18 protein-coding genes are annotated in these 16,797 nt (G+C 74.6%); 10 read left to right on the plus strand and 8 right to left on the minus strand.

Going from position 1 to position 16,797, the window contains the following annotated elements:
- Positions 1–171: 171 nt before the first annotated feature.
- The 3 genes from MicB006_RS21210 to MicB006_RS21220 all read right to left on the minus strand — a co-directional run bounded on the left by MicB006_RS21210 (position 172) and on the right by MicB006_RS21220 (position 2,192).
- Positions 172–783 (minus strand): alpha/beta family hydrolase, encoded by a 612-nt coding sequence (locus tag MicB006_RS21210; RefSeq protein ID WP_073828750.1) that lies wholly within the window; start codon positions 781–783, stop codon positions 172–174.
- Positions 784–879: 96 nt separating this feature from the next.
- Positions 880–1,272 (minus strand): WhiB family transcriptional regulator, encoded by a 393-nt coding sequence (locus MicB006_RS21215; RefSeq protein ID WP_030503699.1) that lies wholly within the window; start codon positions 1,270–1,272, stop codon positions 880–882.
- A 212-nt stretch (positions 1,273–1,484) separates the two neighbouring features.
- On the minus strand, positions 1,485–2,192 hold the full coding sequence (locus tag MicB006_RS21220) for an SOS response-associated peptidase (RefSeq protein ID WP_116508431.1): 708 nt from the start codon (positions 2,190–2,192) through the stop codon (positions 1,485–1,487).
- A 102-nt stretch (positions 2,193–2,294) separates the two neighbouring features.
- Between MicB006_RS21220 and aroA the strand changes: the two genes are divergently transcribed.
- From aroA to MicB006_RS21245, 5 genes are all read left to right on the plus strand, one after another.
- On the plus strand, positions 2,295–3,596 hold the full coding sequence (gene aroA / locus MicB006_RS21225) for a 3-phosphoshikimate 1-carboxyvinyltransferase (RefSeq protein ID WP_116511680.1): 1,302 nt from the start codon (positions 2,295–2,297) through the stop codon (positions 3,594–3,596).
- 162 nt (positions 3,597–3,758) lie between these two features.
- Positions 3,759–4,694 carry a ribosome small subunit-dependent GTPase A gene (gene rsgA / locus MicB006_RS21230; protein WP_116508433.1) on the plus strand — a complete coding sequence of 312 codons (936 nt, stop codon included), beginning with the start codon at positions 3,759–3,761 and terminating at the stop codon, positions 4,692–4,694.
- A gap of 55 nt (positions 4,695–4,749) precedes the next feature.
- Positions 4,750–5,442, plus strand: a complete 693-nt coding sequence (locus MicB006_RS21235) for a DUF6348 family protein (protein WP_043328492.1) — start codon at positions 4,750–4,752, stop codon at positions 5,440–5,442.
- 68 nt (positions 5,443–5,510) lie between these two features.
- Positions 5,511–6,329 carry a histidinol-phosphatase gene (gene hisN / locus MicB006_RS21240; RefSeq protein WP_116508435.1) on the plus strand — a complete coding sequence of 273 codons (819 nt, stop codon included), beginning with the start codon at positions 5,511–5,513 and terminating at the stop codon, positions 6,327–6,329.
- 60 nt (positions 6,330–6,389) lie between these two features.
- Positions 6,390–7,358, plus strand: coding sequence for a hypothetical protein (locus tag MicB006_RS21245; RefSeq protein WP_192900320.1), 969 nt, complete (start codon positions 6,390–6,392; stop codon positions 7,356–7,358).
- Here the strand turns inward: MicB006_RS21245 and MicB006_RS21250 are convergent.
- On the minus strand, positions 7,241–8,509 hold the full coding sequence (locus MicB006_RS21250) for a glycosyltransferase (RefSeq protein WP_116508439.1): 1,269 nt from the start codon (positions 8,507–8,509) through the stop codon (positions 7,241–7,243). The two genes, MicB006_RS21245 and MicB006_RS21250, sit on opposite strands and share 118 nt — an antisense overlap.
- Positions 8,510–8,703: 194 nt before the next feature.
- On the opposite strand from MicB006_RS21250, the gene MicB006_RS21255 reads away from it, so the two are divergent.
- The 3 genes from MicB006_RS21255 (at position 8,704) to MicB006_RS21265 (ending at position 11,083) form a co-directional block, all read left to right on the plus strand.
- Positions 8,704–9,702, plus strand: a complete 999-nt coding sequence (locus tag MicB006_RS21255) for an SDR family oxidoreductase (RefSeq protein WP_116508441.1) — start codon at positions 8,704–8,706, stop codon at positions 9,700–9,702.
- A 56-nt stretch (positions 9,703–9,758) separates the two neighbouring features.
- On the plus strand, positions 9,759–10,430 hold the full coding sequence (locus MicB006_RS21260) for an ATP-binding protein (RefSeq protein WP_116511682.1): 672 nt from the start codon (positions 9,759–9,761) through the stop codon (positions 10,428–10,430).
- Between the two features lie 80 nt (positions 10,431–10,510).
- Positions 10,511–11,083: a DUF5709 domain-containing protein gene (locus tag MicB006_RS21265; protein WP_073828755.1), complete on the plus strand. Its 573-nt coding sequence runs from the start codon at positions 10,511–10,513 to the stop codon at positions 11,081–11,083.
- Here the strand turns inward: MicB006_RS21265 and MicB006_RS21270 are convergent, their stop codons facing one another.
- Positions 11,084–11,716 (minus strand): response regulator transcription factor, encoded by a 633-nt coding sequence (locus MicB006_RS21270; protein ID WP_192900321.1) that lies wholly within the window; start codon positions 11,714–11,716, stop codon positions 11,084–11,086.
- A gap of 11 nt (positions 11,717–11,727) precedes the next feature.
- The gene (gene macS, locus MicB006_RS21275; RefSeq protein ID WP_116511684.1) at positions 11,728–12,849 is read right to left on the minus strand and encodes a MacS family sensor histidine kinase; all 1,122 of its coding nucleotides are present in this window, start codon (positions 12,847–12,849) and stop codon (positions 11,728–11,730) included.
- A gap of 115 nt (positions 12,850–12,964) precedes the next feature.
- Between macS and MicB006_RS21280 the strand changes: the two genes are divergently transcribed.
- Positions 12,965–13,432: an ATP-binding protein gene (locus MicB006_RS21280; protein ID WP_116508445.1), complete on the plus strand. Its 468-nt coding sequence runs from the start codon at positions 12,965–12,967 to the stop codon at positions 13,430–13,432.
- 31 nt (positions 13,433–13,463) lie between these two features.
- On the opposite strand, the gene MicB006_RS21285 is transcribed toward MicB006_RS21280, so the two are convergent.
- A complete protein-coding gene (locus tag MicB006_RS21285; protein ID WP_073828758.1) occupies positions 13,464–14,402 on the minus strand; it encodes a ribose-phosphate pyrophosphokinase in 939 nt (312 codons plus the stop codon).
- Positions 14,403–14,466: 64 nt separating this feature from the next.
- On the opposite strand from MicB006_RS21285, the gene glpK reads away from it, so the two are divergent.
- Positions 14,467–15,951, plus strand: a complete 1,485-nt coding sequence (gene glpK / locus MicB006_RS21290) for a glycerol kinase GlpK (protein WP_225980440.1) — start codon at positions 14,467–14,469, stop codon at positions 15,949–15,951.
- Positions 15,952–15,954: 3 nt separating this feature from the next.
- Here glpK and MicB006_RS21295 read toward each other — a convergent pair whose 3' ends face one another.
- Entirely contained in the window at positions 15,955–16,788 is an 834-nt protein-coding gene (locus MicB006_RS21295) for a phosphoribosylaminoimidazolesuccinocarboxamide synthase (RefSeq protein WP_073828760.1), read from the minus strand.
- Between the last annotated feature and the right edge of the window lie 9 nt (positions 16,789–16,797).

The raw sequence follows: 16,797 nt of genomic DNA on the forward strand, positions 1-16,797 counted from the left end.
GGGGTGCGGCATTCCACAGGTCCCACCCGATCCTGGCCCCGGCGGCGGCCGCGACCGCCGCTGGGACCAGGAAGGGCCTGGGAGGGTGGCCCCGGCGCGCCCGAACCGGGCGGCCGGCACCAACCGGTGCAACGACCCGCTGCGGGCGACGGTCACGGCGCGGGCCGCCGGTCAGGACAACCATCCGCGTACGCGCAGCCAGTCCCGGACCACGGCGGCCGTGCCGGCCGGGTCGCCCCGCAGGTCGTGCCGCTGTCCCGGCCGGACCACCACCTCGATCCCGGGGCCGGGCTCGGGTACGCCGAACGGGTCCCGGTCGCCGTTGACCACGAGCGTGGGCAGTCCGGTGAGCAGTTCCGCGGCCCGGGAGCGTTCCGGCCGCCCCGGCGGGTGCAGCGGGAACGCCAGTGCCACCACACCTGCCGCCCCGGTGGCGACGGCGGTGCGGCAGGCCACCCGGGCGCCGCTGGACCGGCCGCCGACCACCCAGTCGCGCACCTGCGGGGCGCGCCGGCGAAGCTCGGCCAGCACGGCCGTCCACGCCTCGTCGAGGTGTCCGGCGGGAGCGGGCGCGCGCCGCCCGGCGACCCGGTACGGCTGGGTCACCAGGGCCACCCCGGCTCCGGCGTCGCGTACCGCGTCCCGGACCGCCGTGAGGTCCGGCGCGTCCACGTCGCCACCCGCCCCGTGACCCAGCACCAGCACTGTCGCGCCGCCGGTGGGCGGGTGGAAGCGGAACCGGGCCCGTCCCCGGGGCGTGTCGATCTCGTCGTCGTGCCGCACCGGCCCATTCTGCGCACGCCGGGCGGGCCGGCGGCGGCAGGGCGGGAGAACCGCTCGTCGCCCGGGGCCCGTGAACGGGCCCCGGGCGACGAGGGATCAGCTCAGCGGCACCAGGGTGAGCAGGCGGTCACGCACCGGCGGGCCGGCGTCGTCGATCGCGTCCGGATCGGGTTGCACCTCGCTACGCCAGGCCACGAGCATGGCTCGCCGCTCGCGCGGCGTGGTGCCGCCCCAGACGCCGTGGCAGTCGCCCACCTCCAGCGCCCAGGCCAGGCAGGAGCCTTGGACGTCACACGTGCGGCAGAGTGCCACCGCCGCGTCGGCGGGCTCGTTGGGCGCCGGGAAGAACGTCTCCGGATCGACGTTCTGACAGGTGCCTCTGGTGCGCCACGCCTCGTCCTGGCGTCGTTCGTGCAGAGCCCGCAGCAGTCGTGGGTCGCGCCGTGCTGCGGCGACCTCGTGCGGGCGGGGCATGCGTGCCCGTGTCAATACACCCACCTCCCCCGTGGGACCGGCGAAGATCTTTCAGCAAGATCGATGGGTGTCGTCGCCCCGTGCGAACCGACGCCCATCACCGGCGCTGTGTTCTATCGCATTCGCATACGTAAGGACAAGAGTCTTCAATGAAACTGACTGAACGTCCGGGCGACTTTTCTGGAGAAACCCCGGCAAACGGGGTGCGTCGATGTGGCGGAGCGTGATCAGAACAGGGTCGGCCCGGAGGCCGCCTGCACGCCCTCCGGGGACACCCGCGCGATCAGCTCGGGACCGTCGTTGCGGACGTCGCCGACCGCCCGGGAGACCGGGCGGATCTCCAGCCCGGCGAGCAGTCCGGCGTCGGGCGGCGTGAGCAACCCGGCCGGGTCGTCGGCGGGGCCGAGCCAGTCCGCCCAGCGGTCCGGCGCCAGCAGCAGCGGCATCCGGTCGTGCACCTCGGCCAGCTCGCCGACCGCGGCGGTGGTGAGCACGCTGAACGTGAGCCGGGCCTGCCCGGCCGACTCCCACGTCGACCAGATGCCGGCGAAGGCGAGCACCGAGCCGTCCCGGGGCGTCATGAAGTAGGGCTGCCGCCCGCCACCGGCGAGCCGGACCCACTCGTACCACCCGTCGGCCGGGACCAGGCAGCGGCGGCGGGCGAAGGACGGCGCGTACGCCCGGCTGGTGGCGATCGTCTCGGCCCGTGCGTTGATCATGCGGGCGGCGCCGGCGGCGCTGCGCGACCACTGCGGCAACAGCCCCCAGCGGCCGAGGGAGAGCAGCCGGTGCCCCTCCGGAGCGAGCCGGACCAGCGGCACCGGATCGGTCGGGGCGACATTGAAGTCCGGCCCCACCCCGCCGGTCTCGTCAGCCGAGGAGAAGAGCGCGCTCAGGTCACCGGCGCTCCGGGTCGTGGCGTACCTCCCGCACATGGCGCCCACGCTAGCTCCATCCGGACACTTCGGCTGTCCCGCCCAACGGGAGCAGCGGCCGCGGACGGTTCCACCGGGCCGGGAACTTGGCAGAATGTGACCGTGGGGAATCCGACCGCGACACGTCAGCCGCAACCATGGACCGCGCCGACCGCGAGCGACCCGGTCGCCGCGACGCTGCGCCTGCCCGGCTCCAAGTCGATGACCGCCCGGGCCCTGGTGCTCTGCGCGCTGGCCAGCGGGCCGTCGACACTGGCCCGGCCGCTGCGCGCCCGGGACACCGAGCTGATGGCCGGTGGCCTGCGCGCACTCGGCGCCCACATGTCGATCTCGGACGACGACCGCTGGCTGGTCCGCCCCAACCCGCTGGCCGGCCCGGCGCACGTCGACGTCGGCCTGGCCGGCACCGTGATGCGCTTCCTGCCCCCGGTGGCGGGGCTGGCCGCCGGCCGGGTCACGTTCGACGGCGACCCGCACGCCCGCACCCGCCCGCTCGGCCCGCTGATCGGCGCGCTGCGGGCGCTCGGCGTCCGCATCGACCCCCCGCCGACGGGCAGCCTGCCACTCGTCGTGCTCGGCGCCGGCCGGGTGGCCGGCGGCGACGTGGTGATCGACGCCTCCGCCTCCAGCCAGCTCGTCTCCGGCCTGCTGCTCGCCGCGCCCCGCTTCGACAGGGGCGTCGTGGTCCGGCACGAGGGGCCGCAGGTGCCGTCCGCGCCGCACGTACGGATGACGGTGCAGATGCTGCGCGCCGCCGGCGCCGCCGTGGACGACACCACGCCGGACGTCTGGTCCGTCGAGCCGGGCCCGCTGTCCGGGCGCGGCTGGGAGATCGAGCCCGACCTCTCCGGCGCCGCGCCGTTCTTCGCCGCCGCGCTCGTCACCGGCGGCGAGGTGACGCTCCAGGACTGGCCGCGCAGCAGCCTCCAGCCGGTCGAACAGCTGCGGGAGCTGCTGCACCGGATGGGCGGCGAGGTGACGCTCGGCACCGGCGGCCTGACCGTGCGGGGCACCGGCACGGTACGCGGGCTGGACGCCGACCTCTCCGACGTCGGCGAGCTGACCCCGGTGCTGACCGCGCTCACGCTGCTGGCCGACGGCCCGTCCCGGCTCACCGGCATCGGCCACATCCGGGGCCACGAGACCGACCGGGTCACCGCGCTGGCGAAGGAGTTCACCGCGCTCGGCGCGGACATCACCGAGACCCCCGACGGCCTGGAGATCCGGCCCCGCCCGCTGCGCGGCGGGACGTTCCGCACGTACGCCGACCACCGGATGGCGCACGCCGCCGCGGTGGCCGGGCTGGCCGTCCCCGGCATCGAGGTCGACGACGTGGCGTGCACCTCCAAGACCATGCCGGAGTTCCCGGCACTATGGTCGGGGATGGTGACCGGCAAGAACTGACAGCGGGGGGACGTCCTGGCGACGAAGCGGCGGGAGTACGACGAGGACGACGTCCGGGTCCGACCGGGCAGATCGTCGCGGCCGCGTACCCGCACCCGCCCTCAGCACGCCGACGCCGTCGACGGGTTCGTCATCGCCGTCGACCGGGGCCGCTACACCTGCGTGCTCGCCGGCGCCGGGCCCGACGCCCCGCTCGTCACCGCCATGCGCGCCCGCGAGTTGGGACGCAAGTCGGTGGTGGTGGGCGACCGGGTGGGGCTGGTCGGGGACACCTCCGGGGCGCCGGGCGCGCTGGCCCGCATCGTGCGCATCGCCGAGCGGACCTCGGTGCTGCGGCGTACCGCCGACGACGACGAGACCACCGCCGAGGGACGGCTGGAACGGGTGGTCGTAGCGAACGCCGACCAGTTGGTGATCGTCAGCGCGCTCGCCGACCCCCCGCCGCGTACCGGGTTCATCGACCGCTGCCTGGTGGCCGCGTACGACGCCGACATCGAGCCGCTGCTCTGCCTCACCAAGGCCGACCTGGCCGGCCCGGAGGCGGTGCTCGGCTACTACACCGAGCTGGAGCTGCCGTACGTGCTGATCCGCCCGGACTCCGACCTGGCCGCGCTCCGCGCGCTGCTCGCCGGCCGGGTGTCGGTGATGGTGGGCCACTCCGGGGTGGGCAAGTCGACGCTCGTCAACCGCCTGGGCCCGGACGCCGAGCGGGCCGTCGGCACGGTCAGCGCGATCGGCCGGGGCCGGCACACGTCGACGAGCGCGGTGGCGCTGCGCCTGCCGCCGGAACCGGACACCGACGGCGACACCGGCTGGATCGTCGACACCCCGGGCGTACGCAGCTTCGGGCTGGCCCACGTGTCCGCCGAGAGCCTGCTGCACGGCTTCCCCGACCTGGTCGAGGCGACGGTGGACTGCCCGGCCAACTGCCCGCACACCGCTGACGAGGCGGACTGCGCGCTGGACGCCTGGGTGGCCGCCGGGAAGGCGGACGCGCGCCGGCTCGCCTCGTACCGGCGGTTGCTGGCCTCCCGCAGCGGCGAGGGCGACCCGCGCGAGCCCGAGCGCAACCCCGGCGACCCGCTCGCCGGGTCCTGACCGGCGTCGCCGGCCGGACCTATGGCGCCGGGCCTCGCCGGTACGCTGACCCACCATGATCGATCCCCGGCCGACTCCACGGCCTCTGCCCGCCGAGCGGGTGCTGGAGCTGGCCGCGCCGATGCTCGCCGAGGTGGGTGGCGAGTGGCGGATGACCGACGGGCCGATGCTGCGGTCGGGGTCGCTGGGCGTCCGGGTCCTTCCACCGGACAGCGACGACTACCGTCACCTGGACCTGGAGCTCCTGCTGAACGCGGACCGGCCGGACGTGCCGACCATCGTCGACTGCACGCTCGGCCTGGCGGCCGACCCGGTCGAGGCGGCCCGCCAGGCGATCGGCGCGTGGATCGAGACCTGCCTGGTGACGGTCCTGGAGATGATCGAGCAGCGAGGGCGGCTGGCGAGCCACTTCAGGTCGGGCGACAAGGGCGGGTTCGCCGGCTGGCATGCGATCGTCGGCGGCGTGACCGGATGGTCCGCCGACGGATCGCAGCACAAGCAGGAGTGGTTCGCCGAGGCGATGCCGTGGTCGACCCTGGCGCCGGTGATCGCGGCCGGGCTGGACCGGCCACATCTCAACGGCGTTCGCATGCTGGTCGGCCAGGGTGGTGACGTCACCGAGTGCGAGGTGCGGATCAACGGCCGACGGCACGAGCCGTCCGCCGCCGCGCTCGCCGCTCTGGACTGGCCGCGCACCGACCGTTTCGGTCTGGCACGCACCTTCGTCCTCCTGGTCGGCCCCGACTGAGGCGGTGACAGCGCTCGGGTGACGCCCCGACGACCGACGGTCGTGGTCACGCCACTAGCGTGTCGGACATGACCGGGTACGCCGACGACCTCGCCCTCGCCCACCTGCTCGCCAACGCCGCGGACGCGGTCTCCTCGGCCCGGTTCCGCGCGCTGGACCTGCGCGTCGAGTCGAAGCCGGACCTGACCCCGGTCTCCGACGCGGACACCGCGGTGGAGCGGGAGATCCGCGCGCTGCTGGCCGCCCACCGTCCCGGCGACGGCCTGCTCGGCGAGGAGTACGGCGAGCAGCCGCCGGCCGGTCCGGACGGGCGGCGCTGGGTGATCGACCCGATCGACGGCACGAAGAACTTCGTCCGGGGCGTACCGGTCTGGGCCACGCTCATCGCGCTGCTGGAGCACGACCGGCCGGTGCTCGGCCTGGTCTCCGCCCCGGCGCTGGGCCGCCGCTGGTGGGGCGCGCTCGGCGCGGGCGCGTTCGCCGGCACCGGACCGGCGAACGGCACACCGATCCGGGTCTCCGGCGTCACCGCGCTCGGCGACGCGAGCTTCTGCTACTCGTCGCTGACCGGGTGGGAGCAGGCCGGCCGCCTCGACGCGGTGCTCCAGCTCATGCGGGACACCTGGCGCAGCCGCGCGTACGGCGACTTCTACGGTTACATGCTGCTTGCCGAGGGTGCGCTGGACGTGATGGTGGAGCCGGAGCTGTCGCTGTGGGACATCGCCGCGCTGGTGCCGATCGTCACCGAGGCGGGTGGCCTGATCACGGATCTGGCCGGTCGGCCGGCCCCGGCCGGCGCGGATTCCGCCGACATCAGCGCCGTGGCCAGCAACGGCGCGCTGCACGACGACATCCTGGCCCGGCTCGGCCGTCCAGCCGAGCGCTGACCCAGGAAGAGCCTCTATCCTCGCCAGGTGGTTTCCTCCGGTTGGTGCTTCCTGGCAGCGATGATCATCGCGTACGGCTTCGCCAACCTTCTCCAGTCGGTCGCCGCGGCGCGGACAACTGTGCACCACACGTTCGACCCGGGGCTGCTGCTGCGCCTCGCCGGGCACCGGACGTACCTGATCGGTCTGGCCTGCCAGGTCGTCGGCTTCGTGCTGGCGTTCCTGGCCCGCCGCGACCTGCCGCTGTTCCTGGTGCAGGCGAGCGTGGCGGCCGGGCTCGGGGTGACCGCCGTGCTCGGCGTGCTGGTGCTCAAGTGGCGGTTGCCGGCCTCCGAGGTGGTGCTGCTGGTGCTGCTGTTCGCCGGCATCACCGCGCTCGTGCTGTCGGCCCAGCCGGCCCCGTCGCGGCAGCTCGGCACCGCCGGGCTGGTCGGCCTGGCGGTGGCGGTGGCCGCGATCGCCGTGTCCGGCTTCTTCGCGGCCCGGCTGCACGGCGCGCTCGGGTCGGTGGTGCTCGGCTCACTTGCCGGGATGGCGTTCTCCGCCGCGGCGGTGGCGGCCCGCCCGCTCGCGTCGGCCGGCTCGGCGGAGGCGTTCGTCCGCGACCCGCTGCTCTACCTGCTGATCGTCCACTCGGTGATCGGGCAGTTGCTGCTCGGCCTGGCCATGCAGCGGGGGTCGACGACGGCGGCGGTGGCCGCGATGGACGCCGCCGGCGCGGTGCCCGCGGCGATCGTCGGCCTGCTGCTGCTGAACGACAAGATCTGGCCCGGGCGGGAGTGGCTGGCCGGCCTGGGCTTCCTGGTCACGCTCGCGGCGGTGGTCGGCCTGACCCGGTACGCCGAACCGCAGCACCACCACGCCAGCGCCCGCGACCGCCAGAAGGCGACAGCGGCCGGGATGGTGCCCGTTCAGGCCGCCTCGACCGGTCCCCGTTCCGAGACGGCCACCTCGACCGGCGGCGTCACCTCGACCGGCGTCGGCTCGATGGGCGTGGCCGGCCGGCGACGCCCGATCACCCGCTCGTAGAGGCGTTCCAGCGCGGTGGCGGTACGTTCCCAGGTGTAGCTGCACCGGACCCGGTCCACAGCGGCGTGCCCGTACGCGAACCGTCCGGCGTTGTCCGACAGCAGCCGGCGCAGCGTGACCCCGAGCGTGCGCACGTCACCCGGCGGCACCAGCTTGCCGGTCACCTCGTCCACCACCGCGTCGGCGATGCCGCCCATCGCGTACCCGACCACCGGCACGCCGCAGGCCATCGCCTCCAGCGACACCCGCCCGGCCGCCGCGTAGTGCGGCGTGCAGGCCACCACGTCGGCGGAGCGGTACCAGGTCGCCATCTGGTCGTGCGGCACCGCGCCGACCAGCTTCACCTGCTCCGCCACGCCGGCCCGCTCGGCCAGCTCACGCAGCCGGCGCGCCTCGGCGTGCCCGTCCAGCCGCTCGGCCGGCGGGCCACCGGCGATCACCAGCTCCGCGTCGCCCACCAGCCGCATCGCGCGGATCAGGTCGTCCTGCCCGTGCCCGGGCGCCAGCCCGCCGACGGAGAGGATCCGGGGCCGCTGGTCCCGGGGCGCCGCCTCGCCGTCCGGGTGGAACTGGCCGGTGTCCACCCCGGTCGGCACCATCGCCACGGCGGTGCGTTGCAGGCCCATCCGGGTCAGCTCGTCGACCTCGTCGTTGCACTGGGCCACCGCCACGTCCACCGCCCGGGTCAGCGCCCGTTCCAGCGGGATGCGCTCGCCCGGACCGCCGTAACGGGGCCCGAGGTGCCGCAACTGCTCGACGCCGAGCGAGTGGAACGTCTGCACCACCGGGATGTCGGTGGCGCGTACCGCGTGGGCGGCGGCCAGCCCGCCGACCCAGTAGTGGCCGTGCACCACGTCGGGGGTCCAGTCGCCGGCCCACTGCCCGGCCAGCCAGCGGCCGTACTCGGCGACGAAGGGCACCAGCTCGGCGGTGGAGAGCACGTCGGGCGGCCCGACCGGCACGCGTTCCACCCGGTAGCCGTCGAGTTCGGTCAGGGCCGGCTGGGCGGCGGCGGCACGGCGCTCGTACACGCGGACGTCATGGCCCCGGGCGGCGAGCTCCGCCGCCACGCGCGCAATGTGCTCCTGCGTCCCGACGGTGGGACCGTCGGTGGACGAGCCGGCGTGCGCGCATACAAGGCCGACGCGCATGGTGCACCTCCATGCGTTTCTCGCGTAGCGGGGTCTCCGGTCAGAGCGTCCCATTAACCCAGGTCCGGCGCGCCCAAACCTGGCAGATCGGCATCACCGGGCCACCGCCGTCCCGCGAGCGGGACGGCGGACCGAACGCGATCACCGTCGAAATCGGTCGGCATGACCGGGCGGTCCGGGGGTACCGCCGGAGAATGCCGCTCACCCGCAGCCTCTCCGACGCCACAGTCGTCATCACCGGCGCCTCCAGCGGGATCGGCGCGGCGACCGCGTACGCGCTGGCCCAGCGGGGCGCCGACGTGGTCCTCGCCGCCCGGACCGAGTCCGCGCTGCGCCGGGTGGCGGCCAGCTGCCGGGAACTGGGCGGACGGGCCCTCGTGGTGCCCACCGACGTGACCGACCCGGAGGCGGTGGAGCAGCTGGCGGCGCGGGCGGTGGCCGAGTTCGGCCGGATCGACGCCTGGGTCAACAACGCCGCCGTGGGCACCGTGGGGCTGTTCGACGAGATCCCGGTGGCCGAGTTCCGCCGGGTGGTGGACGTGAACCTGCTGGGGGCCGTGTACGGGACGCGCGCGGCGCTGCCCTGGCTGACCGCGGCCGGTGGCGGGGTGCTGGTGAACAACGCGTCGGTGCTGGCCGAGGTGGCGATGCCGTACCAGTCGGCGTACAACGCCACGAAGCACGCGATCCGCGGGCTGGCCGACACCGTGCGGCAGGAGCTGCGGGTGACCGGCCGGGGGAACATCTCGATCTGCACCGTGCTGCCGGCCACCATCGACACGCCGTTCTTCCGGCACGCGGCCAACCACACCGGCCGGGAGCTGACCCCGCCACCGCCGGTGTACCCGCCGGAGATGGTCGCCGAGACGATCGTGAAGCTGCTGCGCCGGCCCCGGCGGGAGGCGTACGCGGGCGGCGCGGCCCGGCTGATCGGGCTCCAGTGGCGGCTCGCCCCGGCGCTGGCCGAGCGGGTGCTCGGCTGGTACACCGCGCGCACCCAGTTCGGTCCCGGCGTACGCGCCGACTCCACCGGCGCCGTCTTCGCCCCTGCCGGGGCGGCCGAGCGTACCGACGGCTGGTTCGGGCGGCGTGGTCAGTTGCTGCGGCTCACCGCGGCCGTCGGCCTGGCGGCCGGCACCGCCGTGGGTACGGCGGCGGCGATCAGCCGCCGGTCCCGGGTGGGTCGGCCGTGAGTCCCGCCGACCGGACCGATGCGCGGGCGGCGGCCGAGGTGCACAATGGGGCGATCATGCCGACGGATGCGCGTTGCCTGGTGGAGACCGACGATTCCTCCGCGAGAGTCCGGCTGACCGGTGTGCTCGACCGGGCCGAGGTGGAGGCCGTACGGGAAGCGCTGCTGGCCCGGCTGTGGCAGCGCCCTGGCCTGCTGCTGGTCGACCTGTCCGGGGTACGGATCCCCGACCCGCTGGCCCGCGAAGCGCTCGACGAGGTCTGCCGGGCGGTGGCCGACTGGCCCGCCAGCGAGATGCTGCTCGACCCCGACGGCGCGCCGCCGGACCCGCCGCTGGACCCGCTCGGCGTCGAGCTGCCCCCGGTGGTCGAGGCCGCGCGCGAGGCGCGGTCGCTGGTCGCCGCCGGGTGCCTCCGGTGGGGCCTGCCGGAGCTGGTCGAGCCGGCCTGCATCGCGGTCACCGAGATGGTCAACAACGTGGTGGCGCACGCCCTGACCCCGATGACGCTCCGGCTGGCGCCGCGCGGCAACGCGCTGCACGTGGCCGTCCGCGACCACTCGGCCGGGCAGCCCGCGTACGTGGGGCCGGCGGCGGCGGACGCGCTGGGCGGGCGCGGGCTGCTGCTCATCGACACGGTGGCCCGGCGCTGGGGCAGCACGCCGCTGCCCGACGGCAAGGTGGTGTGGTGCGTGCTGTACGTCGAGGACGAGGCGGCGGTCCGCAACTGAGGTGCCCTTTCGCACCGTTGCTCCCGATCCACCCGGCCGGTTGCGGTTAGGGCGGGGAGCCCAGTGGGTAGTTCCCGGGCATGCGCGACGACGAGTACCCCACCCCCGTGTCCGATCCCGAGGCGGCGGGCCTGCCCGACACCGCCGACGACGACTCCACCGCCAACGACGACGTGCTCACCGGGCGCGAGGCGGACGGCCCCGAGCCGGCGCAGCTCCCCGGCGACCGCACGCCGGTCGCGGTGGACCAGTTCGGCACCACGGCGGAGGAGCAGCTCGACGGCGAGTCGCTGGACTACAAGCTCCAGCGCGAGCAGTACGAGCGTCCCGCCGACGACCCGCTCGCCGGCCCGGTCGACCCGGACATCGCCGCCGAGGCGGACAGCGAGGAGGCCGCCGCGCAGGCCCAGCTCGACGCCGACGTGATCGACCCGGGCCCGGTCTCCGACCCGGACTCCCCCGTGTCCGTGTACGACCACGGCCAGCTCGGCACCGTCGCCGACCACCAGGTGGGCCGGCTGGTCGAGCCGGACGAGGGCGCGCACACCGACCAGGAGACCGACAACGTCGCCTACGACGCGGGCGCGGCCGGCGGCGGCGCCAGCGCCGAGGAGCTGGCGGTGCACGAGACCCGGGCGCCGGAGGCGCACTAGCTAGCCGTCCAGGCCCCGCTCGATGGCGTACCGGGTCAGCTCGACCCGGTTGTGCAACTGGAGCTTGCCCAGGGTGTTCTGCACGTGGTTCTGCACGGTCCGGTGGGACAGGCCCAGCCGGTCGGCGATCTGCTTGTAGGACAGCCCCTTGGCGACCAGACGCAGCACCTCGGTCTCCCGTTCGGTGAGCCGGGGCGCGTCGTCGTGCGGGGCGGGCGGCGTCGCGGCCAGCCGCCGGTACTCCCCCAGCACCAGCCCGGCCAGGCCGGGCGTGAACACGGGCTCACCGGCCGCCGTCCGGCGGACCGCGTCCAGGAACTCCGCCGGGGCGGCCGACTTGACCAGGTAGCCGGTGGCGCCGGCCTTTACCGCGTCCAGCACGCCCTGCGGCTCGCCGCTGGCCGAGAGCATCAGCACCCGCACCTCGGGCAGCGCCGCGCGCAGTCCCCGGATCACCTCGACGCCGGAGATGTCCGGCAGCTGGAGGTCGAGCACGACCAGGTCGGGGCGGGCCGCCGCGGCCACCCGTACCGCCTGCCGGCCCTCGCCGCTGGTCGCCACCACCTGGTGACCCGCCTCGGTGAGGTCGCGGGCCACGCCCTCGCGCCACATCGGGTGGTCGTCGACCACCATCACCCGGATGCTCACCCGCGGCTCCTCGGCACGATCAGCTCGATCTCGGTGCCGGCGCCCGGCGCGGACATGATCCGCACCTCGCCACCCAGGTCGGCCACCCGGCCCTGGATGGACTGCGCCACCCCGAGCCGCCCCTGCGCGGCGGCCTCCGCCAGCCGCCCGGCCGGGATGCCCGGCCCCTCGTCGCGTACCGAGACGGTCACCGTCTCCTCCTCGTCCTCGATCAGCACCCAGGCCCGTCCACCGGCGTGCCGGGCCACGTTGTCGAGCGCCGCGCCGACCGCCGCGCCCAGCTCACCGGCGGCCCGCGCCGGCAGCGGCACCGGCGTGGCGGGCGCGGACACCACGACAGTGGCCGAGGCGTACCTGTCGATCAGGTCGCGCAGGTCCTGCTCGGCCCCGGCCGGGTCCGGCGGCGCGCCCGCCCGGCCGATGAGCGCCCGCAGCGCCGCCTCCTGCTCGCCGGCCAGCCGGGCCAGCTCGGCCGCCTCGCCGTCCAGGTCCGCGCCGCGCCGCCGGACCAGCGCGAGCACCTGGAGCACGGAGTCGTGGATGTCGCGGGCCAGCCGCTCCCGTTCCCGGGTCGCGGCCTCCAGCTCCACCGCCCGCTGCAACCGCTCCTCCGCCTGCACCGCCAGCCGCGCCACGTGCCCGACCACCACACCGGCGAGCAGCATCAGGATCGCCCCGGTCAGCGCGGACGGGCTGATCCGGTCCCGGGTGGCGAGGTCGGCGCCGCCGAGCACCAGCGCGGCCACCGCGCCACGCCGCCGCCCGCCGGAGACCGCCCAGGCCAGCACCGGCCCGGCCAGCCAGGCGGCGGTCAGCATCGGCACACCGGCGGCGAGCGCCGCCCGGCCGACCACCCAGGGCGTGACCAGGATGATCGCCAGGACCACACCGAGGTCGGCCAGCAGCAGCGGCCAGCGCCGCCCGGCCGGGCGGCCGTAGCCGGCCGCCGTCACGCCGCTCCAGGCCAGCATCGCCAGCAGGACGCCGCCCGCGGCGACCGGGTGCGCGTAGCTGCCCGCGTCGCGCAACACGACAAGTCCGACGTACGCGAGCGCGGCGAAGCGGAACACCGCGATGGATCGCCAGAACGGGCCCTCGAGACCGGAGGACGACGGCATGTGCGTCACCATGTCACAGCCGGTCGAGGGGGCCCCGGCCGGTGCGGCCTGGGAAACCCTGACGTACGGTTGAAATGCCGCGAAAGTCGTCGAGAACCATCGTCGGGACGGGGTCATGACAGACGCAGAACTCCCCGCACCGCGTACGGTTGTGCCCATCGAACCTTCCCTCCTTCTCGCCACGGCCTTCGGCCAGGCGCAGGTGACCGAGCTGCGGCACTCGGTGACGTCCTGCGCGCAGGGCTCGGGCCTGTCCGGTCAACGGCTGGACGACTTCGTGCTGGCGGTCAACGAGCTGATCACCAACGCGGTGCGGCACGGCGGCGGACGGGGCTGGTTGCGGCTCTGGCAGCGCGGCGACGAACTGGTCTGCGAGGTCGCCGACCACGGACAGGGGATCAGCGAGCGACGGCTGCGCGACCGTGACCGGCCGGCGCCGGACACCGCCGGCGGCTGGGGCCTCTGGCTGGCCCGCGAGCTGAGCGACACGATGGAGGTGGAGACCGGCGACGCCGGCACGGTCGTCCGCATCACCGCCGCGCTCGCCACCCGGCAGTCCGCCACCGGCCCGCGGGACGGCTGACCGGCCGGACATGCCGCCCGGCCGCAGAGGGTCAGGCGAAGAGGGCGCTGACCGACTCCCCGTTGTGGATCCGCCGCATCGCCTCGGCCAGAGCCGGCGCCACCGACAGCACCTCCAGCTTCGGCACCCGCTTCTCCGCCGGGATCGGCACCGTGTTGGTGCAGACGATCTCCAGTACGCCCTCCTGCCCGCTCAGCCGCTCCAGCGCCCCGCTGGAGAAGAGCCCGTGGGTGCACGCGAGCCGGATCGAGCGGACCTGCCGCTCGCGCAGGTGCGAGATCAGCTCGATCACCGTGCTGCCCTTGGCGATCTCGTCGTCCAGCACGATCACGTCCCGGTCCGCCACGTCGCCGATGATGGTGCTGATCTGCACCCGGTCGTCGCTGAAGCGCTGCTTCGCGCCGGCCGCCACCGGCGTGCCGAGCATCCGGGCGAACGCGGCGGCCTCCTTGGCGTTGCCCAGGTCCGGCGAGACCACCACCGCGTTGCTCAGGTCGTGCCCCTTGAAGTGCGCGGCCAGCTCGCGCAGCGCGTGCAGGTGGTCCACCGGGACGCTGAAGAAGCCGTGCACCTGCGGCGAGTGCAGCGTCATGGCCAGCACCCGGTGCGCGCCGGCGGAGGTGAGCAGGTCGGCGACGAGCCGGCCGCCGATGGAGATGCGCGGCGCGTCCTTCTTGTCCGACCGGGCGTACGCGTAGTGCGGCAGCACCACGGTGATCCGGGCGGCCGACGCGCCCCGGGCCGCGTCGATCATGAGCAGCAGCTCGACCAGGTGCTCCTGGACCGGCGGCACCAGCGGCTGGATGAGGAAGACGTCGCGCTCCCGGCAGTTCGCCTGCAACTGCACCTCCAGGCAGTCGTTGGCGAACCGGGACACCCGCACCGGATGCAACGGGACGTGGAGGTGGGCGCAGATCTCGGCGGCGAGGACGGGATGGGCCGACCCGCTGAACACGGCAATGTCACGCACGTCTGTTGATCGTACGGGCCGCCGGAGGAAGACGGTGGACACTGGCGGCGGGTACGGTGCTGCCGTGACCGCAGAGTTCGTCGCCGCCATCGACCAGGGCACCACGTCGTCGCGCTGCATCGTCTTCGACCGGGCCGGCGAGATCGTCGCCGTCGCCCAGCGCGAGCACCGGCAGATCTTCCCCCGGCCCGGCTGGGTGGAACACGACGCCGAGGAAATCTGGACGAACGTCGAGCACGTGGTGCGCGAGGCGCTGGCGAGTGCCGACATCGGCACCGAGATGCTGGCCGCGGTGGGCATCACCAACCAGCGGGAGACCACTGTGGTGTGGGACCGGGCGACCGGCCGCCCGGTGGCGAACGCGATCGTCTGGCAGGACACCCGCACCGGCCCGCTGCTGCGTGAGCTGGCCGAGACGTACGACCAGGAGCGGCTGCGGTCCCGCACCGGCCTGACCCCGGCCACCTACTTCGCCGGGCCGAAGCTGCGCTGGCTGCTCGACAACGTCGACGGGCTGCGCGAGCGGGCCGAACGCGGCGAGGTGCTGTTCGGGACCATGGACAGCTGGCTGATCTGGAAGCTGACCGGCCGGCACGTCACCGACGTGACGAACGCCAGCCGCACGATGCTGATGGATCTGGAGACGCTCGACTGGGCCCCGGAGCTGCTCGACGCGCTGCGGATCCCGGCCGCCGTGCTGCCCGAGATCCGCAGCTCGGCCGAGGTGTACGGCACCGCGCAGGGGGTGCTGGCCGGCGTGCCGGTCGCCAGCGCGCTCGGCGACCAGCAGGCAGCGCTGTTCGGGCAGACCTGCTTCCAGCCCGGCGAGGCCAAGTGCACCTACGGCACCGGCAGCTTCCTGCTGCTCAACACCGGCGCCAGCCCGGTGCCGTCGCGGCACGGCCTGCTCACCACCGTGGCGTACCGGATCGAGGGCCAGCCCGCCGTGTACGCGCTGGAGGGCGCCATCGCGGTCACCGGCTCGCTGGTGCAGTGGCTGCGCGACAACCTCGGCCTGATCTCCAGCGCCCCGCAGGTCGAGGAGCTGGCCCGCACCGTCGACGACAACGGCGGCTGCTACGTGGTGCCGGCCTTCTCCGGCCTGTTCGCCCCGCACTGGCGCAGCGACGCCCGGGGCGTGATCGCCGGGCTGACCGGCTACATCACCAAGGGGCACCTGGCCCGCGCGGTGCTGGAGGCGTCCGCCTTCCAGACCCGCGAGGTGGTTGACGCCATGAACGCCGACTCCGACGTGGCGCTGCGGCGGCTGCGGGTCGACGGCGGGATGACCGGCAACGAGCTGCTCATGCAGTTCCTCGCCGACGTGCTGGACGTGCCGGTCGTACGGTCCCGGATCACCGAGACGACGTGCCTCGGCGCCGCGTACGCCGCCGGTCTGGCCGTCGGGTTCTGGCCCGACCTGGCCACGCTGCGCGAGAAGTGGCGCTCGGACGCGCAGTGGACGTCGACGATGGACCCGGCGCACCGGGAGCGGGAGCTGCGCCAGTGGCACAAGGCGGTCCAGCGCACGCTCGACTGGGCCGAGTGAGCGTCAGTCCCAGCGGTTGCCGGTGAGCTTCTCGTACACCTCGACGTAGCGGGCCCGGGTCGCCTCGATCACCTCGGCCGGCACCTCCGGCGCGGGCGGCTGCTTGTCCCAGCCGGCGGCCGTGGCCCAGTCCCGCACGTACTGCTTGTCGTAGGAGAACTGGGCGCGGCCCGGCTGGTACGACTCGGCCGGCCAGAACCGGGACGAGTCGGAGGTGAGCACCTCGTCGCCGAGGACCAGCGTGCCGTCCGCCGCCCAGCCCAGCTCCAGCTTCGTGTCCGCGATCAGGATGCCCCGCTCGGCGGCGATCTCCGCGCCACGCCGGTAGACGTCGATGGTGATCTGCCGCAGCCGCTCCGCCAGCTCCGGCCCGACCTTGTCGACCACCTGCTCGTACGTGATCGGCTCGTCGTGTTCGCCCTTCGGGGCCTTCGTCGTCGGCGTGAAGATCGGCTCGGGCAGGATCGACGCCTCCACCAGGCCGCGGGGCAGCGGCACCCCGCAGACCGAGCCGGAGCGCTGGTACTCGGCGAAGCCGCTGCCGGTCAGGTAGCCCCGGGCCACGCACTCGACCGGCACCATCTCCAGCCGCCGGCAGCGGATCGCCCGGCCGGCGAACTCCGCCGGCACGTCAGTCGCGGAGATCACGTGGTTCGGCACCAGGTCGGACAGCTGCTCGAACCACCACAGCGACAGCGCGGTGAGCAGGCGGCCCTTGTCCGGGATCGGGGTCGGCAGCACCACGTCGTAGATGGAGACGCGGTCGGTGGCGACCAAGATCAGGTCCTCGCCGTCGGCGTAGACGTCCCGGACCTTGCCCGAGTGCAGAAGTTCCACGGCGCTAGT

It is taken from the genome of Micromonospora sp. B006, from assembly GCF_003408515.1.
Lineage (GTDB): Bacteria > Actinomycetota > Actinomycetes > Mycobacteriales > Micromonosporaceae > Micromonospora > Micromonospora echinospora_A.